This is a genomic window from Pseudobacillus sp. 179-B 2D1 NHS, from assembly GCF_045370945.1.
Classification (GTDB): Bacteria; Bacillota; Bacilli; order Bacillales; family Domibacillaceae; genus Pseudobacillus.
On record NZ_JBIQDP010000006.1, the window covers coordinates 1 to 24,057 of the forward strand.

General features: G+C 42.5%; 21 protein-coding genes and 1 riboswitch. Of the genes, 1 reads left to right on the plus strand and 20 read right to left on the minus strand.

Annotation, left to right across the window (positions count from 1 at the left end; translation table 11 throughout):
• Positions 1-204: 204 nt before the first annotated feature.
• From ACH0BF_RS07715 to yfmF, 14 genes are all read right to left on the minus strand, one after another.
• Positions 205-1,122, minus strand: coding sequence for a dipeptidase (locus tag ACH0BF_RS07715; protein WP_340854623.1), 918 nt, complete (start codon positions 1,120-1,122; stop codon positions 205-207).
• Between the two features lie 151 nt (positions 1,123-1,273).
• Complete coding sequence (gene spoVS / locus ACH0BF_RS07720; protein WP_041100119.1) at positions 1,274-1,534, minus strand: stage V sporulation protein SpoVS; 261 nt, start codon at positions 1,532-1,534, stop codon at positions 1,274-1,276.
• 229 nt (positions 1,535-1,763) lie between these two features.
• Positions 1,764-2,564 carry a TIGR00282 family metallophosphoesterase gene (locus ACH0BF_RS07725; protein WP_340854626.1) on the minus strand — a complete coding sequence of 267 codons (801 nt, stop codon included), beginning with the start codon at positions 2,562-2,564 and terminating at the stop codon, positions 1,764-1,766.
• A 62-nt stretch (positions 2,565-2,626) separates the two neighbouring features.
• A complete protein-coding gene (rny, locus tag ACH0BF_RS07730) occupies positions 2,627-4,186 on the minus strand; it encodes a ribonuclease Y (RefSeq protein WP_120037374.1) in 1,560 nt (519 codons plus the stop codon).
• 239 nt (positions 4,187-4,425) lie between these two features.
• Positions 4,426-5,472 carry a recombinase RecA gene (gene recA, locus ACH0BF_RS07735; RefSeq protein WP_340854627.1) on the minus strand — a complete coding sequence of 349 codons (1,047 nt, stop codon included), beginning with the start codon at positions 5,470-5,472 and terminating at the stop codon, positions 4,426-4,428.
• Positions 5,473-5,770: 298 nt separating this feature from the next.
• Positions 5,771-7,069: an O-acetylhomoserine aminocarboxypropyltransferase/cysteine synthase family protein gene (locus ACH0BF_RS07740; RefSeq protein ID WP_340856437.1), complete on the minus strand. Its 1,299-nt coding sequence runs from the start codon at positions 7,067-7,069 to the stop codon at positions 5,771-5,773.
• Between the two features lie 100 nt (positions 7,070-7,169).
• Positions 7,170-7,280, minus strand: a riboswitch (SAM riboswitch).
• Between the two features lie 88 nt (positions 7,281-7,368).
• Positions 7,369-8,613 (minus strand): competence/damage-inducible protein A, encoded by a 1,245-nt coding sequence (locus ACH0BF_RS07745; protein ID WP_120037368.1) that lies wholly within the window; start codon positions 8,611-8,613, stop codon positions 7,369-7,371.
• A gap of 291 nt (positions 8,614-8,904) precedes the next feature.
• Complete coding sequence (gene pgsA / locus ACH0BF_RS07750; RefSeq protein ID WP_340854628.1) at positions 8,905-9,483, minus strand: CDP-diacylglycerol--glycerol-3-phosphate 3-phosphatidyltransferase; 579 nt, start codon at positions 9,481-9,483, stop codon at positions 8,905-8,907.
• Between the two features lie 65 nt (positions 9,484-9,548).
• Positions 9,549-10,421 (minus strand): helix-turn-helix domain-containing protein, encoded by an 873-nt coding sequence (locus ACH0BF_RS07755; protein WP_340854629.1) that lies wholly within the window; start codon positions 10,419-10,421, stop codon positions 9,549-9,551.
• A gap of 18 nt (positions 10,422-10,439) precedes the next feature.
• Entirely contained in the window at positions 10,440-11,231 is a 792-nt protein-coding gene (locus tag ACH0BF_RS07760; RefSeq protein ID WP_120037362.1) for a YmfK family protein, read from the minus strand.
• Between the two features lie 114 nt (positions 11,232-11,345).
• Positions 11,346-11,603, minus strand: a complete 258-nt coding sequence (locus tag ACH0BF_RS07765) for a DUF3243 domain-containing protein (protein WP_120037359.1) — start codon at positions 11,601-11,603, stop codon at positions 11,346-11,348.
• 68 nt (positions 11,604-11,671) lie between these two features.
• On the minus strand, positions 11,672-12,394 hold the full coding sequence (ymfI, locus tag ACH0BF_RS07770) for an elongation factor P 5-aminopentanone reductase (protein ID WP_120037356.1): 723 nt from the start codon (positions 12,392-12,394) through the stop codon (positions 11,672-11,674).
• 96 nt (positions 12,395-12,490) lie between these two features.
• The gene (gene yfmH, locus ACH0BF_RS07775) at positions 12,491-13,783 is read right to left on the minus strand and encodes an EF-P 5-aminopentanol modification-associated protein YfmH (RefSeq protein WP_120037354.1); all 1,293 of its coding nucleotides are present in this window, start codon (positions 13,781-13,783) and stop codon (positions 12,491-12,493) included.
• A complete protein-coding gene (yfmF, locus tag ACH0BF_RS07780) occupies positions 13,783-15,063 on the minus strand; it encodes an EF-P 5-aminopentanol modification-associated protein YfmF (RefSeq protein WP_406909234.1) in 1,281 nt (426 codons plus the stop codon). The genes yfmH and yfmF overlap by 1 nt, the downstream gene beginning before the upstream one ends.
• Positions 15,064-15,408: 345 nt before the next feature.
• Between yfmF and ACH0BF_RS07785 the strand changes: the two genes are divergently transcribed.
• A complete protein-coding gene (locus tag ACH0BF_RS07785) occupies positions 15,409-15,588 on the plus strand; it encodes a hypothetical protein (RefSeq protein WP_406909235.1) in 180 nt (59 codons plus the stop codon).
• Positions 15,589-15,695: 107 nt separating this feature from the next.
• Here the strand turns inward: ACH0BF_RS07785 and ACH0BF_RS07790 are convergent, their stop codons facing one another.
• The 6 genes from ACH0BF_RS07790 to ACH0BF_RS07815 all read right to left on the minus strand — a co-directional run bounded on the left by ACH0BF_RS07790 (position 15,696) and on the right by ACH0BF_RS07815 (position 23,986).
• Positions 15,696-16,655: an ABC transporter permease gene (locus ACH0BF_RS07790; RefSeq protein ID WP_120037349.1), complete on the minus strand. Its 960-nt coding sequence runs from the start codon at positions 16,653-16,655 to the stop codon at positions 15,696-15,698.
• Positions 16,656-17,699 carry an ABC transporter permease gene (locus ACH0BF_RS07795; RefSeq protein WP_120037348.1) on the minus strand — a complete coding sequence of 348 codons (1,044 nt, stop codon included), beginning with the start codon at positions 17,697-17,699 and terminating at the stop codon, positions 16,656-16,658.
• Positions 17,692-19,224, minus strand: a complete 1,533-nt coding sequence (locus ACH0BF_RS07800) for an ABC transporter ATP-binding protein (RefSeq protein ID WP_120037346.1) — start codon at positions 19,222-19,224, stop codon at positions 17,692-17,694. Before ACH0BF_RS07800 ends, ACH0BF_RS07795 begins: the two co-directional genes overlap by 8 nt.
• Positions 19,225-19,501: 277 nt before the next feature.
• A complete protein-coding gene (locus tag ACH0BF_RS07805) occupies positions 19,502-20,590 on the minus strand; it encodes a BMP family lipoprotein (protein ID WP_120037344.1) in 1,089 nt (362 codons plus the stop codon).
• Between the two features lie 49 nt (positions 20,591-20,639).
• A complete protein-coding gene (locus ACH0BF_RS07810; protein WP_120037342.1) occupies positions 20,640-21,365 on the minus strand; it encodes a GntR family transcriptional regulator in 726 nt (241 codons plus the stop codon).
• Positions 21,366-21,625: 260 nt separating this feature from the next.
• On the minus strand, positions 21,626-23,986 hold the full coding sequence (locus ACH0BF_RS07815) for a DNA translocase FtsK (protein ID WP_340854638.1): 2,361 nt from the start codon (positions 23,984-23,986) through the stop codon (positions 21,626-21,628).
• Positions 23,987-24,057: the final 71 nt, after the last annotated feature.

Consider the following 24,057-nt stretch of genomic DNA (forward strand, 5'->3'; position numbering starts at 1 on the left):
TAGAGAAAGTACCCGAGACGGTTCAAAGCGGTAGAAAAGATTTCCCCGGTACTTTCAATCCCTTCCCCCTGTTGTCCTCCGACTTTCCAGGAAAGCTGATTTATCATAAAATATACAACTCCTTCAGTACATTCGGATCTTCAAAACTATTACTTTTTTAGTTTATCACTTTTACAGTTGAATCACTATAGCTAAACGTGACCCTCATCCCGGAAATCGACTTGAAAAATTCGTCCAAAGAAACTTTTCTACTTGGCTGGCGGAATAGTACTTTTGAAGAATCTCTGTCCATTGCTCGTAGGCCTCATATGAATCCCAACCTTGAATCATTTCGTCAATGCCATCAAAATCCGAGCCGAAACCAAGATGGTTTTCACCCCCCAGTTCACAAATATGCTCTACGTGCTTCAGCAAGTCTTGAGCATATACCTTTCCATGTTCCTTAATAAAAAACGGTACAAAGGAGAGGCCGACCACGCTATCCTTTTCAATTAATGCTTGAATTTGATCATCTTTCAAATTGCGCGGATGCGGACAAAGGGTGTAGCAATTTGAATGACTAGCAATTGGATGATCAGCCTGTTCCATTACATCCCAAAAGGCCTTCTCCGACAAATGAGATACATCTGTCCAAGCCTTCCATTCATTCAGCATACGGACAACGCGACTTCCAAATTCAGTTATACCCGCTCCCCTTTTAGTCATAGCACCGTCTGCCAAAGCATTAGTGTGATTCCACGTTAAACCGACGGACCTTACACCGAGCCGGTATAGGGTCGATAGCTTTAATGGGTCTTCTTCAATTGCCTCACCGCCTTCGAGCGTAAGTACGGCGCCAATTTCTCCGTTTTTCAGCTCTTCCAATTCCCGCCTAGTTGTAATCACTTTCATATCTGGATAGGGATCAATCACCTTCTTGTAAAATAAATCAATTTGCTCTAATGCCGAGCGGAACCGATCGTTTGGCCTCACTGAAGTTGGAAGAAAGATCGCAAAACATTGAACCTTGGCTTTCGCTCGTTTAAGTCTTTTGTGTGTCACATGCAAGGAAGGATCATCAAAATTTTTCCTTGGATCTTTTTGTAATTGATATAAGACGTCACAGTGTGCATCAAACACCATTTTTCTCATCCTTTCAGAAATGTTTCTGATTCATAAAGGCGAAACAACAAAGCGTAAAAAAAGAAAAACCCGCCTTAAGAAAGCAGAGCAGAAGACTAATCCTTCTTCTCCTGTACTATCAAAAGGCCGGTTTTTATCCATATTTATGATGTTATCGAGGTTCGACAATCAATTTGATTGCAGTTCGTTCTTCTCCTTCAATCATAATGTCTGTAAAAGCTGGGATGCAAATTAAATCTACCCCGCTTGGAGCAACAAATCCTCGTGCAATCGCTACTGCCTTGACCGCTTGATTAAGCGCACCAGCCCCAATTGCCTGAATTTCAGCCGCCCCTCTTTCCCGAAGAACACCGGCAAGTGCACCAGCTACAGAATTAGGATTAGATTTTGCCGAAACTTTTAATATCTCCATTTCTTGTCCTCCTTTTGTTAAACGATACCGAATGCTCATTTAAGTGAACATAGTTGCTCGCTATCCTTCCATTTCTACTATATTCGAGGACAGGCTCCTGTATTACAGACTTCAACTAAGAAACCCTAGGAACTTCACATAGTAGCCTTTTCAGCTAGAGAAAAAGCAGAGCGCGCTTTAGCAGGCTTATCTTGCTCGGGTCACTCGTTAAACAAAAGGGGACACCAGGCTACTCAGCAATAAATGGTGTATCCTCATTAATGAGAATACGGTCAATAGCTTTGGCTTTTCCTGTTTTTTTATCAACTTCAATCAAACAAGCGCTTAATTGTGTTCTTCCACTTTTCGGCACTTCAAACCGCACCGGCAGCCCTGTGACAAATTTCTTTAAAACTGCTTCCTTCTCCATACCAAGAATCGCATCATATGGTCCTGTCATTCCAACATCTGATAAGTACGCTGTGCCTTTTGGCAAAATGCGATTATCCGCTGTTTGCACATGAGTATGTGTTCCTATCACAGCAGACACATTTCCATCTAAAAACCAGCCAATTGCCTGTTTTTCACTTGTCGCTTCCGCATGAAAATCAACAAAAACAATCGGCGTCCGTTCACGTGCTTTGGCGACGAGTGCTTTGGCTTTTTCAAAGGGACAATCAAGAGCGGGCATAAATGTACGCCCTTGAAGATTAATCACTGCCGCTTCTACACCGGCACGCTTAATGAATAACAATCCAGTTCCTGGAGTGCCTTCTGGAAAATTAGCCGGCCGAACGAGTGCATTGGCCTCATCAATAAATTCGAAAACATCCCTATTATCCCAAGCATGGTTGCCAAGCGTAACCACGTCAGCCCCGTCTACTAAAAACTGGCGGTAAATTTTTTCGGTAATCCCCCGTCCTGAAGCAGCATTTTCTCCATTAACGATTGTCAGCTCTGGCCGATACTTATTTTTAAGTCTTGGTAAATACTGATTAATCATGTCGCGCCCTGGAGACCCGACAACATCGCCTACAAATAATATCCTCATATAAATTCCTTTCCTTACCTTTATTTCCCCATAGGGAAAGCGGTGTGATCACTCACACCGCTTTATTTCGCATATTCCACAGCACGCGTTTCTCTTATGACTGTTACTTTAATATGACCTGGATAATCAAGCTCTCCCTCAATTCGTTTCCGAATATCACGTGCCAGTCGGTGCGCTTGCAAATCATCCACCTGTTCAGGCTTAACGATAATCCGCACTTCGCGTCCAGCTTGGATAGCAAAAGATTTCTCTACGCCCTCATAAGATTCGGCAATTTCCTCGAGTTTCTCCAGGCGGCGAATATAGTTTTCCAGCGTTTCACTGCGGGCACCCGGTCTGGCAGCGGACAGTGCATCGGCTGCAGCCACGAGTACAGCAATAATAGAAGTTGGCTCAGTGTCTCCGTGGTGAGAAGCAATACTATTAATAACAACTGGATGCTCTTTATATTTTGTCGCGAGTTCCACACCAATTTCTACATGGCTTCCTTCCACTTCATGATCGACAGCTTTACCGATGTCATGAAGCAAGCCGGCACGGCGGGCAAGTGTTTCATCTTCCCCAAGCTCTGCTGCCAACAAGCCAGTAAGGAAAGCAACTTCCATGGAATGCTTCAGCACATTCTGGCCGTAGCTTGTACGATATTTCAATCGACCAAGAATTTTAATCAAATCCGGATGTAATCCATGAACACCTACTTCGAAAGTTGTCTGCTCACCGACCTCCCGGATATGCTCATCTACTTCTCTGCGCGCTTTATCTACCATTTCTTCGATACGCGCTGGATGGATACGTCCATCCTGTACGAGTTTTTCAAGAGCAATCTTGGCAGTTTCCCGACGAATTGGATCAAATCCAGAGAGAATTACTGCTTCCGGTGTATCATCAATAATCAAATCAATACCTGTCAGCGTTTCCAGTGTACGGATGTTTCGTCCTTCCCGTCCAATGATACGACCTTTCATTTCATCATTTGGCAAAGTAACAACTGATACAGTTGTTTCTGCCACATGATCGGCCGCACAGCGCTGAATGGCAAGAGAAAGGATTGACTTCGCTTTCTTGTCTGCTTCTTCTTTCGCTCGGTTTTCTTGCTCTTTTGTCATTACAGCAATATCGTGCGCAAGCTCTTGCTCCGTTCGATCCAAGATAATCGAGCGGGCTTCGTCCCGAGTAAGACTGGCGATTCGTTCTAGTTCCGCCTGCTGCTTTTTGATCATCTCTTCCACTTTGCTGTCCATCTCTTCAATATGTTGTTGTCTCTCAGCAAGAATCTCCTCTTTTTTCTCGAGCTGTAATTCGCGTTTATCCAGCGATTCATCTTTTCGGTCGAGGTTCTCTTCCTTCTGTAACAAACGATTCTCTTGTTTTTGCAATTCGTTTCTTCGTTCACGAAGTTCTAACTCCGTGTCTGTACGAAGCTTGTGAATTTCATCCTTTGCTTCAAGCAGGGCTTCTTTCTTTAGCGATTCTGCCTCACGCTTTGCGTCGTCAATAATTTGCTCTGCAGCACTTTTAGCTCCTGCAATCTTTGATTCTGCAATGGACTTTCGAACAAAATAGCCAACAACTACACCGACGATTAGGCCAAGCAAAATGAAGATGATTGTAATGGGTTCCATCCTTTCACCTCCTCTTGCTATGAACTTTTGCCATGCTTTTAACATGTCGGCTGATACATTGTGTTATCATTTCAATATACAGCTTCTCATTTCCATTTTTAAGAGAAAAAAATGTAAAATATACATCTCAATTTTATAGTTGTGAAAATTTCTTGTCAAGAGTTTCATCACGGTAACAGTCTTCTTCGAGACTAATAAAAAACAAGAGGAGCGATGTCTCCTGACACCGCTCCTGTTTATTATTCGTCAAGCAAACTGAATTCTTCTGTCTCTTCTGCTTCCTCTACTTCTACAAAGTCAGCATCAAGACCATAATGCTGGCGGATCTTCATCATAATCTCCTGACGAACAGCCGGATTTTCCTTTAAGAACTGCTTTGCATTCTCACGCCCTTGACCAAGGCGTTCCTCATTATATGAATACCAAGCACCGCTCTTTTGAACAATATCTACCTCTGATCCCATATCGATGATTTCACCTTCTCTAGAGATTCCTTCTCCATACATGATATCGACTTCTGCTACACGGAACGGAGGAGCCACTTTATTTTTCACTACTTTAATCTTTGTTTTGTTTCCTACAATTTCATTTCCTTGTTTCAGTGCTTCAGCACGGCGAACTTCCAGGCGGACGGAGCTATAAAACTTGAGCGCACGGCCTCCAGGCGTTGTTTCCGGGTTACCGAACATAATCCCGACTTTCTCACGAATTTGGTTAATGAAGATTGCAATTGTTTTAGATTTATTAATAGCACCAGACAGCTTGCGAAGCGCCTGTGACATTAAACGTGCCTGCAGGCCGACATGGGAGTCGCCCATTTCTCCTTCAATTTCAGCCTTTGGAACAAGGGCTGCAACCGAGTCAACAATCAGGATATCGATAGCACCGCTTCGTACGAGAGCTTCGGCAATTTCAAGTGCTTGCTCGCCTGTATCCGGCTGAGAAAGCAACAACTCATCAATGTTGACTCCTAATTTCTGAGCGTATACAGGATCAAGCGCATGCTCTGCATCAATGAAAGCAGCTTGACCGCCGGCAGCTTGTACTTCAGCAATAGCGTGAAGAGCCACGGTAGTTTTACCAGAGCTTTCCGGCCCATAGATCTCAACGACCCGACCGCGTGGATAACCGCCTACACCAAGGGCTGCGTCAAGAGCAAGCGAGCCGCTTGGACTAGTGGAAATTTTCCGGTCTGTTTGTTCTCCTAATTTCATGATAGACCCTTTACCAAATTGTTTTTCAATTTGCTTTAAGGCCATATCCAATGCTGCTTGACGATCGTTCACTAAAATTCCTCCTTAAAATTAACAATCTATTAAGTAAATGCACAGTGACATGTTGTTTCATAATCTATACTAACTATACCTTTTTATTGAGACAATTTCAAGTAAAAAGCGAACATTTATTCGGTTTTTTTATTTTTCCTCCTGAGAAGAAGAATGGATAAGAAACTAGAAAAGTAGTAGAAGAAATAGCGGAAAAAAAGAAGAAAAAAAAGTAACTCCTGCTTTTTTATTTTATCATAAAAAAGCAGGAGAGGATAATTTTAAGCCTGTCATATTCTTTATTTAATAAGGAAAAGCGTTAAGCTTCTACAGCTACGCCAGTCGCTTTTTCAATCGCCTGATTCAAGTCAGCAATCAGGTCCTCAGTTGACTCCAGTCCGATGGATAAACGGATCATTTCTTCTTTCGTACCCGATTTTGCTAAGTCTTCACTGCTTAATTGCTGATGTGTGGTAGAAGCCGGGTGAATAATGAGTGACTTGCCATCCCCCACATTGGCAACATGTGACCACAGTTTAATGTTATCAATCACTTTTTTACCTGCTTCGCGGCCGCCTTTAATGCCAAATACAACAATAGAACCAAACGTATTAGCCAAGTATTTCTTCGCTAATTCATGAGATGGATGATCCTCCAAGCTTGGATGAGATACCCAATCTACTGCCGGATGATTTTTCAAATAATCGACGATAGCAAGCGTGTTTTCATGATGGCGCTGAATACGTAAATGCAACGTTTCCAGCCCTTGAAGCAACAAGAAAGCGCTATGGGCACTCAAGGAAGGGCCAAAATCCCGTAACAACTGTACGCGTAATTTGATAGCAAAGGCTGGGCCTTCCAGGTCCGCAAATCTTAAACCATTATAAGATTCATCCGGCTCCGTAAAGCCAGGAAACTTTTCACTGTTCCAATTGAATGTTCCTCCATCTACTACTATACCACCGATGACTGTTCCATGGCCGCTGATCCATTTCGTAGCGGAATGAACGACAATGTCGGCCCCTCGAACAAGCGGATTAGCTCCGTAAGGAGAAGCAAACGTATTATCTACAATGAGCGGAATACCATTTTCATGAGCAATATCTGCCACCTTTTCCACATCAAGCACATTCAAGGAAGGATTTCCGATAATTTCTCCAAACAGAGCTTTTGTTTTTGGAGTGATCGCTTTGCGGAAATTTTCCGGATCAGTAGAATCAACAAACTTTACATTAATCCCGTATTTAGGAAGCGTATTGGCAAAAAGGTTATAGGTGCCTCCGTATAAATTAGCTGCCGCTATAATTTCATCGCCCGCGTGAGCCAGATTAAGAATTGAAAAGGAAATGGCAGCCATTCCTGATGAGAGCGCCACTGCTGCTGCTCCCTTTTCCAATGCAGCCACACGCTTTTCAAACACATCTACTGTCGGGTTGGTAATACGCGTATAAATATTTCCTGGCTTTTGCAAAGCAAATAGGGCGTTAGCATGATCTGTATCTTCAAATACATAAGAAGTCGTTTCATAAATCGGAACGGCACGGGCGCCAGTAACCGGATCCGGCACTTGTCCTCCATGAAGTAAAATTGTTTCTTTGTTCCACTGTTCGTTTGTCATCATTAATCCCTCCCAATTATTAAATAAAGCGCTAGTAACCTGAAGAATAACTAAAAAGCCCTCTTCTGTTGTAAGAAGAGGGCTTTATTATAGGATCCTCCTCTTATCTCTCAGGCACATACGCCTGCAGGAATTAGCACCGTTTCAGACAATTTGTCTGAAGGTTGCCGGGCTTCATCGGGCCTAATCCCTCCACCGCTCTCAATAAGAGTACTTCTATTTAATTGCGTAACTCATAATCTCTTGGTTTTTATTATATAGCATAGCGATCAGAATAGTCAATAATATTCCGAATGTTTTCACTTATCTCCAGCAAGCTCAGCCAACAAATAATGACACCCATACTTAACTGAGCGCTTTCTAATTCCTTCGCGGCTGCCTACTAATTGGAGTTTAAATACTTTTGTTTCCCTGTGCTTTGAAGCAAGACCAATCCATACAGTACCAGGCGAGTGTCCTTCCGATTTATCCGGTCCCGCCACTCCGGTAAAGCTAATACCGAAGTCAGCATTCAAAAGACTGCGGACATTTTCCGCTAATTCAATAGCACACTGTTCACTAATGGCACCATAACTTTCAAGCGTTTCTGGCTTCACTTGCACGAGTTTTTCCTTTGCTTCATTGGAGTAGCAAACAATCCCGCCATTAAAGAAAATGCTCGCTCCGGGAATAGCTGTCATTTCACTTTGAAACAATCCCCCTGTTAAGCTTTCAGCTGCTGCTAACGTATGAGATGTTTCCTTTAAGCGCTCCGCTAGCTCACGGGCAATGGACGTATCATTATAGCCATAAAAGTATTCCCCGACCCGGCGAAGAATTTCCTCCTCTGCTTCTTGTATCATCTGTAAGGCGGTTTCTTCCGATTCGTGTTTAGCAGTGATTCGCAGTGTTACCTCTCCATCACCAGCAAGCGGGGCAATCGTCGGATTTTGTTGTGCGAGTAACAAATCCTCTACTTCTGTTTCTAAAGCAGATTCTCCAATACCAAAAAACCTTAATACGCGTGACTCTATTTTTTCAACTTTTTCAAGCACATCTAATAGCGCCGGCTTTCCATAGCGGACAAACATCGGCTGCATTTCCCGGGGTGGCCCAGGCAAAAGCATATAGAAATGATTCTTTCCTTTTACCATCATCCCTGGCGCCATGCCATGATCATTCGCTAAAACGAGACAGCCCTCCATGACCAGGGCCTGTTTTTTATTGTTTGGTGTCATCGGGCGCTTCGTTTTTACAAAGTAGTTTTCAATACTTTTTAAGGCCTCTTCGTTATAAACAAGCGGACGACCAATATGAGCGGCAATTGCTTCCTTTGTTAAATCATCCTTCGTAGGACCAAGCCCACCTGTAAAGATTAGCAAGTCCGCTCTTTTTTCCGCTTCCTTTATTGCATCGAGCACACGGCTACTATTGTCCCCAACAACCGTATGATAGTACACATTCACCCCAATTTCCGCTAATTGCTGAGAGAGAAACTGGGCGTTTGTATTTGTAATTTGCCCTAACAGCAACTCGGAACCAACTGCAATAATTTCTGCATTCATTTTTGTCATCCCTTCTCTTATTCAGGCCCTGTTAAAGATGAATATTGTTTTTTCGATAGTTGATTGTAGCAGAAGAAAGTGTCTTTAGCGGAGAAAGTGAGTCCTGGTAAGATGGCGCACAGACCGCCAGCGGAAAGCGTCCGCCTGCAGTATAAATCAACAAGCAAGTAATGGAACAGGGCCTTTATTAAAAATAAGGCTGCTCCATAAGCAGCCTTATTTTATATAGTATCGTGGTAAATTTTAAATACTATAAACACAACGGGGCTTACTTTGGAGCAACCTTTTCTTTTACTTTGAATGTTTAAACACGCCACGGTTAAGATAGAAGTAATCCCAGCCGGACCAAACGGTAAAGAATGCCGCTATCCAAAGGGCGATATCTGCAAATGGAATTCCTAATCCTTCAAATGGCGCATTATGAAGCAATAAAGCCGCAATGGCAATAATCTGCGCCCACGTCTTAATTTTCCCAAGCATATTAGCCGCAACCACTTCGCCTTCTCCAGCTAAGATTAACCGTAAGCCCGTTACCGCAAACTCCCTGCTGATAATAAGAATGACAATCCAGGAAGCAGCTAAATTAAAATCAACAAGCACGATTAAGGCTGCTGATACAAGTAACTTATCAGCGAGCGGATCTAAAAATTTCCCCAAGTTTGTGACCTGGTTTAATTTTCTCGCATAATAGCCATCAACCCAGTCAGTCGTTGAGGCTAAAATAAATAGCATGGCTCCCCAAAAGTGGGCAGCCGGCATGGTGGTACCAAATACTGTAAGGTCCCCCCAATTAAACTCAACTAACATGATCACCAAAAAGAGCGGGATCATTAAAATCCTTGAAACAGTAATTTTATTCGGTAAATTCACAGTCGACCCTCCAACTATTCTATCGACAGACAACTTACAAAGAAGCTATCCAAAAAACTGCCAAATTATTGTCCGGCAGGTTTCGCCTGAATAATAATGTCTTGTCTTACCTGTTTGGCAGCCGGAAGCTGATACGCCAGCGTTTCGCCGTTTACTTTAATTTCCGTATCCGGTGCAAAGCCAACGACAATTTTCGCTTCTGTCTGTCCTGTTAAATTAAATGTTTGCGACTGTCCTTTTGCCAACATATTATTATAATAGCTTTTTCCGCTTCCATCAGTTACTCCTATCCATGTCTCCCCTTTAGATAGAATAGTTACCTCGAATTTCTCTGCATTTTGAAGAACGTATGTGGCTTTTCTGCCGCTCGCCCCTGCTGCAGTTAAGGTTTGTGCAGGCTTAGCAGGCTCTTCGACTTTCTCTTCTTTTTTAGGCTCTTTGTTCGTTTCTTTTTTTGGCTCCTTGGCTTCTTTCTTATCATCCGTCTGGTCTTTCGGCTGTTCAACAACGGTTTCTTCCTTCACCGCTTTGTCATTAGAATCACTCTTAGGGATAAGAAACCAAACTAGAAAAAGTGCTCCGACAACAAAAGCCGTCACTAAAATCCTCGGTAAATATTCAAGAAGCTTGGACGGTTCAGCTGGCGCCGTCGTCCGTACTTTCTCTACTTTTGTCGCTCTTTGAGGAATTTCATCTTCATAGGAAGAGGGAATTTCATTTTTATATTCTTCAAACAATTGCTCATGGTCAAGCCCAACCGCTTCAGCATATTGCTTGATAAACGCCCGTACATAAAATTTGCCGGGCATCAGCTCATAATTCCCCTCTTCTATGCCCTTTAAATATCTTTTCTGAATCTTTGTCATTTCCTGCACATCTGCTAAGGATAGCCCTTTCGCCTCCCGTGCTTCTCTTAAGCGGTTTCCTAATTCTGTCACCCATAACACCTTCCATAATTAAAAGTTAAAACCACCAAAGTCCATATCCTGGAATAAGTTGTTCTTCTCCACCGGCTCGTATGTAATTTCTTCATCAGGATGATTGCGAAGTTCAATAATATAATCAAAGTCCTCTAAACTGTACTCGCTATTTTGTACAAAAATATCTGGATGTTCCACTACTTTAACGGCAGGCAGTCTCATAATTTCCCGAACGAGCTGCCAATGTCTTTCATTGGCTCTCTTTATCGATACAACCCCATCCATAATAAAAAGGTGATTTGGATTGTATTCGTCCCGAATTAACTGATCACGAACAGTTTGCTTAATCATTGTCGACGAAACGAATAACCATCTCTTATTGGCACAAACACTTGCCGCTACAATGGATTCTGTTTTTCCAACTCTTGGCATGCCACGAATGCCAATTAATTTGTGCCCTTCCATTTTATACAATTCTGCCATAAAATCAACGAGAAGTCCAAGTTCATCCCGAACGAAACGGAATGTTTTTTTGTCGTCCGCATCTCTTTGGATATAGCGGCCATGCCGGACAGCCATTCGGTCTCTTAGTTTAGGTTCCCTTAATTTAATAATTTGAATCGTGTCCATCGTCATTAAAATGGATTCAAGCCTTCTGATTTGGTCTTCGCTTTCTGCCAACATTAAAAGGCCGCGGCTCGCCTCATCCACGCCATTAATTGTTACAATATTAATGGAAAGCATACCGAGTAGCGAAGCAACATCTCCTAACAGCCCTGGACGGTTTTTAACAATTTTATATTCTAAATACCATTCTTTTTTGGACATAGATAACGCTCCTAGCGGCTTCATCAAAAAGCCCATTAATGATAATGTCTAGGTACTATCATATATGATTTATCTCTGTAATGAAAGAAAAAAGAGAGGGAAAAGCTCCCTCTCTTAGCGACTACCATTATTTTGAACTAATTTTACCATCATGCTTGCAATTGCTCTTTGTTCTTCTTCTGAAGCAACGGACCACAAATCAGATAATACTCTTTCCTGCTCGTTTTTCGGGTCGACTTTGTTGGCAAGATAATCACCAACTTGATAAGCCATATTATTGATTACATCATTGTTCATTCCTGAGTTTGTGGCTTGATTTAATTTGTCTCCCAAGAAGTTTTTCCATTCGTGCCAATTTTCGAGTACTGACATGTCGTTGTCCCTCCTTTATTGAGTTGCAACATTAGTTTGTTCCCCGAGAGAAAAATTATGCATATGAATCATGTGTACCAGCCGCCATTTACAGCAAGCACTTGACCTGTTATGTAAGAAGCTGCAGGTGAACAGACGAAGTAAACCGCTTCAGCTACTTCGGCTGCAGCACCAAGACGCCCCATTGGAATATCAGCTGCTATTTCTGCTTTTTCTTCCATTGTAAATTTTTCCATCATAGGTGTATTAACCGCTCCCGGAGCAATCGCGTTCACACGAATATTGGAAGGAGCTAACTCTTTTGCTAATGCCTTCACAAATGCAATTTGGGCGCCTTTTACCGTCGAATAAGCTACCTCACAAGCGGCCCCTGTCTGTCCCCACACCGAAGAAACTAAAACAACTGAGGGTGAAATTGCTTTGCGAAGCTTTGGAATTAACTTTTGCACAATGATCATAGGACTTTTGACGTGAAGCTGCCAAAGCTTATCCATTTCCTCTTCTTCAATCTCTTGAAATAAGCTGTAGTGAGCCGTTCCTCCTGCAAATACGGCAGCCTCCAGGGCAAATAACTGGCTCGACAGAAAGTGAGCACCTGCAGCAGAAGTTAAATCTGCCTGGATCGGGATCACCTCTGCTCCCATGTTTTCCAGCTCTTTTTGTAACGACTTTATTTTTTCTTTTCCTTTATAGTATTGCAAATACAAGTTCCATCCTTCTTTTGCTAGCTTCCTGGAAATTTCTTCTCCTATTCCTCCGCTCGCTCCTGTAACAAGCGCATACTTCTTCACTGTTTACTCCCCCATTCTCTCTACACAAGGAAGCAGCTGGACTCCCTTTCCCCATGATGTCATGAAAAAAGAGAATCCAGCTGCCCTGCTACCTATTTATGCCTGTTTAGGCAAGATATAAAAAGCGGTCAGGCGGTTTTCTGCCACCATTCGTTCGGCAGTGTTCTTTACATCTTCCAGCGTAATTGCTTCCAAGAGTGGCACTACTTCAAATAAATCCATTTCATTGAAGGCATAACGAATAAATTGATTGGCAATATATTCTGGTGAATTAACCGATCGTAAAAAAGAACCGATCTTTTTTCGAATAGACCGCTGTACGGCCTCTTCTGTTAGATGCTTTCCTTCTTTCGCTTCAAGCAAAATAGTACGAATGCGTTCTCCCAGCTCCTCCGGCTTGGTTGTATCTCCACCGACCATCGCAAAACCAAAGCCCTTCTCCTGGGTAAAGTCGTAATAAAATGTTTCATCAATTAGCCCTTCTCGATAAAGCTGATAATAGAGCGGGGAACTTTTTCCAAAAAGTATATCAAGCAATATATTCATCGTCAGTTCCCGCTTTTGTAATTCTTTTCCCTGCAATTCAGTATCGATTGCTTTGATACCAACTTGACACTTCGGTAATTGAACATTCATTTTAAGAACTCGTTTTTTCTCGTTAACCTCTTCTGGCTCCTGCTCTATCAAACGTTTGATTTCCTCTTGCTTTTGATACTCTTTTTTTGCTTGATTTTCGCGAACGAACCCAATGGTTTTCTCGGGATCAACCGAGCCAACTATAAACAAAAGCATGTTGCTCGGGTGATAAAACGTGCGATAACACTCGTATAAGTGATCTTTTGTAATTTCTGCGATGGATTCTACCGTACCAGCAATATCAATCTTTACTGGATGGTTGTGGTACATATTCTCAATAAGGCCAAAATAAGCCTGCCAGTCTGGATTATCATCATACATACGTATTTCCTGACCAATAATGCCCTTTTCCTTTTCCACTGTCTGTTCAGTGAAATACGGATCTTGGACAAAGTTTATAAGTGTCTCTAGATTGTCCATTACTTTGTCTGTGCTGGAAAACAGGTAGGCTGTTCTCGTAAAAGAAGTAAAAGCATTCGCTGAGGCGCCTTGACGGCTAAAATATTGAAACACGTCGCCATCTGCTTTCTCAAACATTTTATGCTCCAAAAAGTGAGCAATCCCATCTGGTACCCGGACATACTCGCTCCCTCCCTGTGGGATAAACTGATTGTCAATGGACCCATACTTTGTCGTAAAGGTAGCGTATGTTTTATTAAAGCCTTTTTTCGGAAGTACATACACATCTAATCCATTATCCATTTTCTCAAAATACAATTCTTCCTGCAGCTGATCAAACAGAATTTTCTCCATTATTCTTCCTCCGTTCCCGACAGAAAGTACACCGTATCTATTTCCACTTTATTGGCAACCGCTACAACTTCCTCTATTGTCATTCGCTCTGCTGCCTCCAGCCAATTATCAATCGTGACTGCCGTTTTGCCTATAACATTATGATAGAGCATTTCAATAGTACCTCTCGCTGTATCAAGCGTCTCAAGTATCTGGTTGCGGATGACGGCTTTTGTTTGCTCCAGCTCTCTTTCAGAAACTTCTCCCTTTTTCATCGCTTGAAGCTGCTCAGCAATGATCTTTACAGCTTTGCTGTAATTTTTGCTGTCAATTCCTGAAAGAACCATCAAGAAGCCTTTATGGCTTTCCAAGCGGCTCGCTGCGTAGTAGGCTAGGCTTTCTTTTTCCCTCACATTCATAAACAATTTGGAGTGAGAAAATCCACCAAAAATCCCGTTAAACATCTGCAAAGCAAAGTAGTCATCGTCACCAAAAGTAATATGAGTGCGATAGCCAATATGAAGTTTTCCTTGATTGATTTCCTGCTTTTCTACAACTTCTTTGGGCTCAGAAGGTGAGGCTGCTTGTTTCGCTGATTGGGGAGATCGGGGATTTCTGTTGTTGAACTGAAATAAGCGGCCAGCTATTTTTTCCACTTGATCAGCTTCCACATCTCCAACGATATACATATCCATTTCATCTTCCGAAAATGCTTGTTCATAATACTTATATAAATCGGTTTCATTTATTTCATCTACTGCTTCATACAGGCCGTTTGCCTGAAGAGCATAAGGATCTCCTTTGTACATCTCTTCGAGGAGACGAGCGCTTGCAAAACGCATTTTATCATCATAGATGGACTGAATTCTTTGTTTTAGATTACGCTTTTCATCTTGTACCGTATCTTTATCTAACGCTCCATTGCTCACTTTCGGTCTCTGCAAGATTTCATGCATAAATTGCAACGCTTTTTCGAGCAGCGGCTCTCCTGCTTTTAGAAACTTCTCATTCGCTACTTCCAATGAAAAGCTCATCACATGAAAGTCTCCTTTTTTTGCTACATCTACATAAAAACCAGCACCATATAAATCGTCAAGATATGAACGCAGATGTGTGGATGTTGGGTACTTTTCCGAATTGCTTTGAAGAACATAAGGAAGCAAAGCCCTCTTCGTTACAGTTTCTTTTTCAAGCGGAGCTTTCATCCTAAAGACAATCGTATTTGTCTTATATTTATCAGTCTTTACGATGTGTAATGTGTACCCTTCTTTTTTTATAATATTTTCATTGACTAATGTCACTAAAATACCCTCCTTTTCCAGCAGCTATGTCTATATTTTTATCCGTTTATCCTATAATTCATGCCCATATTTATGAAAAACTTAATTTCACTATACATGAGAGGCGCCTAATTGAAAATTGAAACGTACCATCCGAGTAAAATTCTTCAAAATCTGGCTAATGTAGATTCAGTTTTTACACAAACGATTGTGCGGCTGACAAGAAATATCTATCCGACTCTTTTACCTTATAGTTCACAAGCCTTCCTATTTTACATCTGTAAAATAAACGTCAGTATTCTTCCTTCCTGTGTTTAAAGAAAAATCCCCTCTCTATCAAGAAACACTTCTTGATAGAGAGGGGATTTGCTTATTGATACATTGTGGTACTTTCGCTTTTCTTTTGTTCAGCTGCAGGCGCTAGCGCGTACGCTGATTTCGCTCTCTCTATCGAAGTCTGAAAATCGACTTCTTGTCGGGAGCTCCAATCCGCTAGCGCGCCAATCAAGCGCCTTTCGCTTTTCTTTGTCCGGCTGCAGGCGCTAGCGCGTAGGGCGGTTTCGGCCTTTCTGCAGGAGCCACAGAACGTCTCCCACAGAAATTCCTCCAACCCCTTATCGCGCTAATCAAGCGCCTTTCGCTTTTCTTGTTTGTTACCTGCTGCCTTTGATGTATGGGGTTCCGGACGCTTTTGGTGCATCGGCCCGACCAATAAATCCAGCAAGGGCTAGAATTGTCAGCACGTAAGGGGCGATTAATAAGTAGACTGCCGGAATATCCTCTAAAAATGGAATACTTGATCCGACGATACTTAAGCTTTGAGCGAACCCAAAGAAGATCGCTGCCCCCATCGCTCCGAGCGGATGCCATTTTCCAAAAATCATTGCTGCCAGAGCCATGAAGCCTTGGCCTGTAATTGTCGCATGGCTAAAGTCGAGTGAAATAGACTGGGCATACACGCCTCCGCCCAAACCACCGAGCAAACCAGAAATGAAAACAGCAATGTAGCGCATTTTCGTTACATTTACACCCATTGTATCTGCTGCCATCGGATGCTCTCCTACCGCTCGCAAACGCAAACCAAATGGAGTTTTAAATAGCACATACCAAGAAACGAAAGCCAGGGCAATCGCTACAATAGCCGGGTAAGAGATATTTGAAAAGATTAACCGACCAATCACCGGAATATCACTTAAAACTGGGATATCCACTTTTTTAAAGTTGAATTTAATAATATCTGTCTGACCTTTATCGTAAAGCATTTTCACTAAAAACAATGATACACCGAGAGCTAGAAAGTTAATTGCCACTCCACTGACAACTTGATCGGCACGGAAAGTGATCGAAGCTAGCGCATGAAGAAGCGATAGCAATCCGCCGACGATCATCGCTGCAATCAGAGCCACCCACGGGGTAGCCGCTCCAAAGGTTGAAGCGAATGTTAGATTAAATACAATAGCTGTAAACGCCCCAATAATCATCAGCCCTTCAAGACCGATGTTAACGACACCGGAACGCTCGGAGAAAACACCGCCTAATGCAGTGAAAATAAGCGGGGCGGCTGCGAAAAGAGACGATGAAATAATAATGGATAAAATCGTTAATGTATCCACTTATTTCTCCTCCTTTTTGAATCGGCTGAGAAGCCATTTTATCATATAGCTGGAAGCAACAAAGAAAATAATTAAAGCAATAACGATTTCAACAAGCTCGTTCGGCACACCTGATTCAATTGGCATATTTAATGCTCCAACTTTTAAAGCACCGAATAGTAAAGAAGCGAGCACAACACCAATAGCTGCATTTCCACCAAGAAGTGCTACAGCGATTCCATCGAAGCCTATGCCGGAAAATCCAGAGTGCAAGAAGGCATTTCCAAACGTCCCTAGCCCTTCCATCGCTCCTCCAAGACCAGCAAACGCACCTGAAATGACCATTGAAAGAACAATATTGCGACTGACATTCATACCGGCATACTGGGAAGCATGCTGACTAAAACCAACTGAACGAAGCTCGTATCCGAGCGTTGTTTTTTCAAGAACAAACCACATAATAATAGCGGCAATAATTCCAAGATAAATTCCGTTATGAAGGGAAGAAAAATCTGTGATCGATTCGAAGAACGGAGATTTTAAACTAGCTGTTTCTTTCACTGCTTCCGTTGCATCAGACTGATCACTAATAACATTTCTTATTAAATGATTTGTCACGTGCAAAGCAATATAATTCATCATAATTGTCACAATAACTTCATGGACATGGAGACGAGCTTTTAACAACCCTGGAATCAGTCCCCAAAGTGCACCGGCCGCTGCCGCTGCCAAAAGAGAGAGCGGTAAGTGAATGGCTTTCGGCAAATCGAAAGCTACCCCAACCCAAACTGAAGCCAACCAGCCAACTAACAGCTGGCCTTCCACACCAATATTGAACAGGCCTGTCCGAAATGCAAATGCCACAGCTAGACCGGCAAATATATACGGAGTCATTTGCCGAAGCGTTTCACCGAGATAGAAGGTATCCCCAAATGCGCCATTCCAAAGTGCAACATAACCGCTGATCGGATTGTAGCCGCTGATTAACATAATAATGGCTCCTGTAATTAATCCTAACAATACAGATACAACAGGGACTGCCATATTAGAAAACCGTTTAGACATTCATCTCACCTGCTTCCTTTCGTTTGGAGCCAGCCATCAACAATCCAAGCTCTTGCTCGGTTGTTTCTTTTGGATTAACAATAGCCACAATCTCTCCTTCATAAATAACAGCGATCCTGTCGCTAATGTTAAGGATTTCATCTAATTCAAAGGAGATTAGCAATACCGCTTTTCCTTTGTCCCGTTGCTCGATGAGTCGCTTATGAATAAATTCAATCGCACCAACATCCAGTCCACGGGTTGGTTGAGCGGCAATAAGAAGATCGGGATCACGGTCTACTTCCCGGCCAATAATCGCTTTTTGCTGGTTTCCGCCTGACAATGCGCGAGCCGGTGTATATTCCGATGGCGTCCGCACATCATATTCCTTGATCAATCGGCCGGCCTTTTTATAGATCTCTTTATAATTTAAAACGCCTGCTTTAGAATAAGGTTGCTGATAATACGTTTGTAAAACCATGTTCTCCCCTATCGGAAAATCAAGTACAAGTCCATGTTTATGGCGATCTTGAGGAATATGCGCTACCCCTTGCTCTGTTATTTTCCGCGGCTTGAGATTCGTAATTTCCCGACCGCTGACAAGAATTGAACCGCTTTCGGCTTTTTGAAGCCCGGTAATGGCCTCGATCAGCTCGCTCTGTCCATTGCCGTCTACCCCGCAAATACCGACAATCTCTCCAGCATGGACAGTTAAATTTAATCCTCTTACTGCCGGAATGCCTCTTGTATCCTTGACGAATAAACTTTTGATTTCCAACACACTGTCCTTCGGTTGCGCTTCCTGTTTATCCGTTTTGAATGTAACTTCCCTTCCGACCATTAAGCTGGCTAGATGGTTAGGGTCCGTTTCCGATACATTCACTGTACCGATCCCTTTTCCTTTACGGATAACCGTTACACGATCACACACTTCCATGATTTCTTTCAATTTATGTGTAATCAGAATAATAGACTTGCCCTCTTTAATAAGGGTTTTCATGATTTGGATGAGCTCTTTAATTTCCTGCGGAGTTAATACAGCCGTCGGTTCATCAAAAATTAGTATTTCTGCACCCCTGTAAAGAGTTTTTAAAATTTCGACACGTTGCTGCATTCCAACGGAAATGTCTGACACTTTCGCTGTTGGATCTACAGCCAGTCCATATTGTTCAGAAATTTCTCTAACTTTTTGCTCCGCTTGCTTGATGTCAATTTTCCCACCTGACTTAGGCTCTTTTCCGAGAATAATATTTTCGGTGACTGTAAATGTATCAACGAGCATAAAGTGCTGATGGACCATGCCGATACCCAGTTCATTTGCCACGTTGGGATTGGAAATGTGAACTGTTTCGCCATGAACTTTGATTTCACCTTTTTCAGGCTGATATAACCCAAATAAAACATTCATCAACGTGGACTTGCCTGCACCATTCTCCCCAAGCAACGCATGAATTTCTCCCTTGCGCAATTGAAGCGTTATATCATCATTGGCAACAAATCCATTGAACTCTTTGCGAATGCCGAGCATTTCAATAACATATTCCACCTGACTCACTCCTCATCTAAGGTCTTTTCTTGCCGCACAGGCTATCGTGTAGATAAACGAATTAATGATTGCAAGTAGGATGTCTGACCTTCTATCACTAGGATTTTTGCAGAACACAGAGCTTCCCGGCATTTTGCAGACAAGCAAAAGCGCCAGCTTAAAAATCCTAACAAACATACAGACGTGCTGCATTCTTGTTACCATTTTTAAGCCGGGGCAAATCTTCTTAATTCTCTGATTTACCCCGGGAGTACTACGTTATTGCAGAGTGGCTAGATTATTTTCCTTCAGGCTTTAAAGGAACCTTCACTTCACCGTTTTTAACTTTTTCTGTCCATTCTTGAACGGCTTTCTTTACGTCCTCACTTAAATTATCTTGAGTTGGAGCAATGCTTACAGCGTTGTCTTCAAGACCGTATTCAAGTAATTCCCCACCTGGGAACTTTCCTTCTTTTGCTTTTGTAGCTAGATCTTTTACAGCGATATCTACACGCTTAACCATAGAAGTTAATGTGATATTTTCTTCTTTTCCATTGACTGTCACTTTTCCTTCTTCAGCTTGGTCACGGTCAACACCGATTACCCAAACATCTTTATCAGGGTTTTTCTGCTTTTCGTTTTTCGCTTCTGTAAATACTCCATTACCTGTCGCACCAGCTGCATGGTAAATAATATCGATGCCTGATCCATACATAGCAGAAGCCATTTGCTGTCCTTTGTCTGCTTTATCAAACGCACCAGCATACTCAATTTTCACAGTTGCTTTAGGATTAACCGCTTTCACACCAGCCTGGAAGCCAGCTGCAAATTTGTTAATTAAGTCACTGTCAGTTCCACCGATGAAGCCAATTTTATTGGATTTAGTAGTCAATCCAGCTGCTACACCGACAAGGAAAGAACCTTCATGCTCTTTAAATGTAATGCTTGCTACGTTATCTTGGCCTTCGATCACATCGTCAACGATAGCAAAGTGGCTGTCTTTACGCTGTTTTGCTACTTCTTCAATAGCTGGCTTAAGTTTATAACCAATTCCATAAACCAGATCAAATTTATTACGAACTGCTGTATTTAAGTTCGTTTTGTAGTCAGCATCTGACTTTGATTGGATATAGTCATAGCCGCTTGTTCCTTTTTCCAGGTTGTTATCCTTGCCAAACTCCTGTAATCCTTCCCAGGCAGACTGGTTAAAGGATTTATCATCCACTCCACCTACATCGGTAACCATAGCTACCGTAAACTGATCATCTTTCTTGTTGTTGCCCTTTTGGCTTTTCTCTCCATCATCATTGCCGCCACCGCATGCACCAAGGATCGTACCGGCTGCAAGAACAAGGGACATGGCAAGACCAAACTTGCGTTTTGTCATCAAGATAACCTCCTAAAATTTAAAGTTAGTAGAAATGTTTCCATAAAAGCTAGAACCGCTTTCTCAAGACGTGGAAACTGAATTTATCCGCTTTGAAGTAGTTCACGGAGTAAAGAATCGGCTGATCTGTTTCATCAAAATGCAATTGTTTTAAGATGAGCAGAGCAGTTTCAGGATCGCATTGAAGAATGGGTGACACTTTCTCATGATAGCCAAACGGTTCAATTTGGGCGACCGCGTGGGAGATCTTCCGACTGCTTGTCCGATCAAGCAGTGAAAAAAGTGATTCATCGCCATAGTTATAACTCTCCGGATAATAGTTAACCGGAATCTTATCCAAACAATAGACAACCGGTTCCCCGTTAGCTGTGCGCACCCGTTCGATTACAAATATTTCTTCGTCCGGTCCGCAGTCAAACCGCCGCATATCTTCTTCAGTCGGGTTTTGTATACCCGAATTTAAAAAGATCGTTCCCGGCTCCATATTTGCTTGAATGATCATGTCCGTTACACTCTTCAGCTGCTCAATGCCTGAGGTAAACAGCGGTTTTGCGTTTACAAATGTTCCGACTCCATGCCTGCGGATAATGACATTTTCCTCTTCAAGAATACGCAGGGCCTCTCTTAGGGTAGCACGACTCACCCCTAGCTGCTTGGCTAGTTCGAACTCGGAAGGAAGCTTTTCTCTCTCCTTATAAACCCCTGCTTCAATATCTCTTTTCAAACGATCAATTACTTGAAGGTATAAATGCCGGCTATCCGACTTTATTGTCATGTAACCACCCACTTTCTTACAACGTCAGACCTCTGATGTATAACATTTCTACTAATTTAAGTTTAAGATAGCACTTTTTGTCCAGATTGAAAAGATAAAATCAATGATTCATGTTATTTGTTTTTTATGTATACAATTCCCTCGCATAATTATGAAAAACCCCTTGATTAAGCCTATATTTAACTTTATAATTATTAGCTCGACGCGAAAAGGACATTCATCATAAAAGCCGCCGGATAGGAAACTCGGCGGCTTTGTCATTATTGCATATGCTCCTCTGCCTGTTTAGAAATTAAAACTGTTCGTGGTTTGCTGCCTTCATATGGGCCAACAACTCCTCGCATTTCCATCTCATCGATCAACCGTGCTGCACGGCTATAGCCAATACGAAATCTTCTTTGCAGCATAGAGACAGAAGCAGTTTGCATATCTGCTACCAGCTGAACTGCCTCTTCATATAGCTCATCCTCCACCTCACTCGTCGTTTCCGGTGTATCGTCAGGGATCATGTCTTCTTGATATTGCGCTTTTTGTTGAGAAATCACATAATCAACAACTTCTTCTACTTCTTCATCAGATAAAAACGCTCCCTGAACGCGGATCGGCTTGGAGGCGCCTGAAGGAAAGAAAAGCATATCCCCACGGCCTAAAAGTTTTTCCGCTCCTCCCATATCCAGGATGGTTCTCGAGTCTGTCATTGAAGATACGGCAAAAGCAATTCTTGACGGAATGTTTGCTTTGATCACACCAGTAATGACGTCGACAGAAGGTCGCTGAGTGGCAATGATTAAATGAATGCCTGCTGCTCGTGCCATTTGGGCAAGCCTTGTAATAGAATCTTCTACATCGCCCGAGGCGACCATCATCAAGTCAGCCAGCTCATCAACGATAACAACAATATAAGGAAGAAGCGGCTGCTTTTCTCCTGTCTCTTCGTTATGGCGTTTCACATGGGTGTTATACCCTTCAATGTTTCTCGTTCCGCTGTGAGAGAACAGATCATATCTACGCTCCATTTCTCCTACGACTTTCTTCAGTGCTTGGGAAGCTTTTTTTGCATCTGTTACAACCGGCGCCAGCAGGTGAGGAATGCCATTGTAAACATTTAATTCCACCATTTTCGGATCAATCATCATGAGCTTGACCTCATGCGGTTTTGCCCGCATTAAGATGCTAGTAATAATCCCATTTATACAAACACTCTTCCCACTTCCTGTAGCTCCAGCTACGAGTAAATGGGGCATTTTGTTTAATTCAGCCGATACTGCCTCTCCGGTAATGTCGCGTCCAAAAGCAATCATTAGCTTGGATCCTGGTTTTTCATTAGCACTTGCTTCTAATACTTCCCGAAGCGAGACCATAGCTACCTCCGAATTAGGCACTTCGATTCCAATAGCCGATTTTCCGGGGATTGGCGCTTCCATCCGGATATCCTTTGCGGCTAACGCCAGGGCGAGGTCATCACTTAAACTAACAATCTTGCTGACTTTTACCCCCACATCAGGATGCACTTCATACTTAGTCACAGCAGGCCCTAGGTGAACCTGGGTGACTTTCGCTTTCACACCGAAGCTTTGGAATGTTCTTTCTAACTTCGCTGCATTTGCATGGATTTGTTTGTATTCTCTGCTTTGGTCCGTTTGCTGGGGCCTTGTTAACAGGTTAATCGAAGGAAGCTGATAATCTTTGTTTTCTACCTCTGTAAAAGTCATAGAAGGTGCTCGATCATCCTCTTCTTTTTCAGCGGCCTGGGCTGGCCTTGCCTTTTCTTCTTTTCCCCGTTCTAGAACGGGCTCCGCTTCCTCCTGATAAGCACGCTCGGTAAAACTTGAAATAATCGGCTCCGGAGCCGAATAATTGTCTTCATTATTAGTCAATGGGGAATGTGGCTCTACTGTTCTTTCAGATGCTCTTTCAGGTATTTTTTCATCCTCTTCCACCCGATCAGCCCGTCTTGTCTTTCTCTCATCCTTCCACTCTTTCATATCTTGGAGAAATACAGCCCACTGCTTTTTAAAGTTTTTCTGTCCGGCTGCAAATAGTTTGTTAAAAATTTCTCCAAACGATCGGCCGGTAATTAAAATCAAACCAATCATGATAAGAACGAAACTCAAAATTTTTGTGCCAAGCGTATCAAATAAAAAGTAGGAAACAGCAAATAGCGTGGCACCGATCATCCCGCCTCCCAGGTCGTGGCTGCTGGCCGTTCCTTCTTTTACCTCCAGCCAGTAAAGATCCCATGTGTTAATTAAGACGCTCGGCTCATTAAACGACCGACCGTTTCCAAGCAGCTCAAACAGCTTTACATGACTTAAAAGTAATACGCTCATCAAAATAACATACAGTCCCACCTGTTTCCTGCGAAACAGAAGAGGCCTCTTACGTTTTGCCATTATGTAAATTCCATAAAGGATCGCAGCGATGAAGCCAATCATATACCATTCGCCGAGGAAAAATCGAAAAAAATAAACGAAAGCATTGCCTACTGCGCCGAGTCTTATGATGCCGATGAGGCTCAAGGCAATGGTGATGATTCCAATTAACTCCAGCTTAATCGCTTCTTTGATTTGCATTGATTTTTTTGTCCGCTTGGACGATTTTTTCTTCTTTTTATTTGCCATAGCTCCCACCTAATCATTGGATTAAAACAAAAAGCAAGAAAGCAGCCGATGGGGCTGCTTTCTATATTATA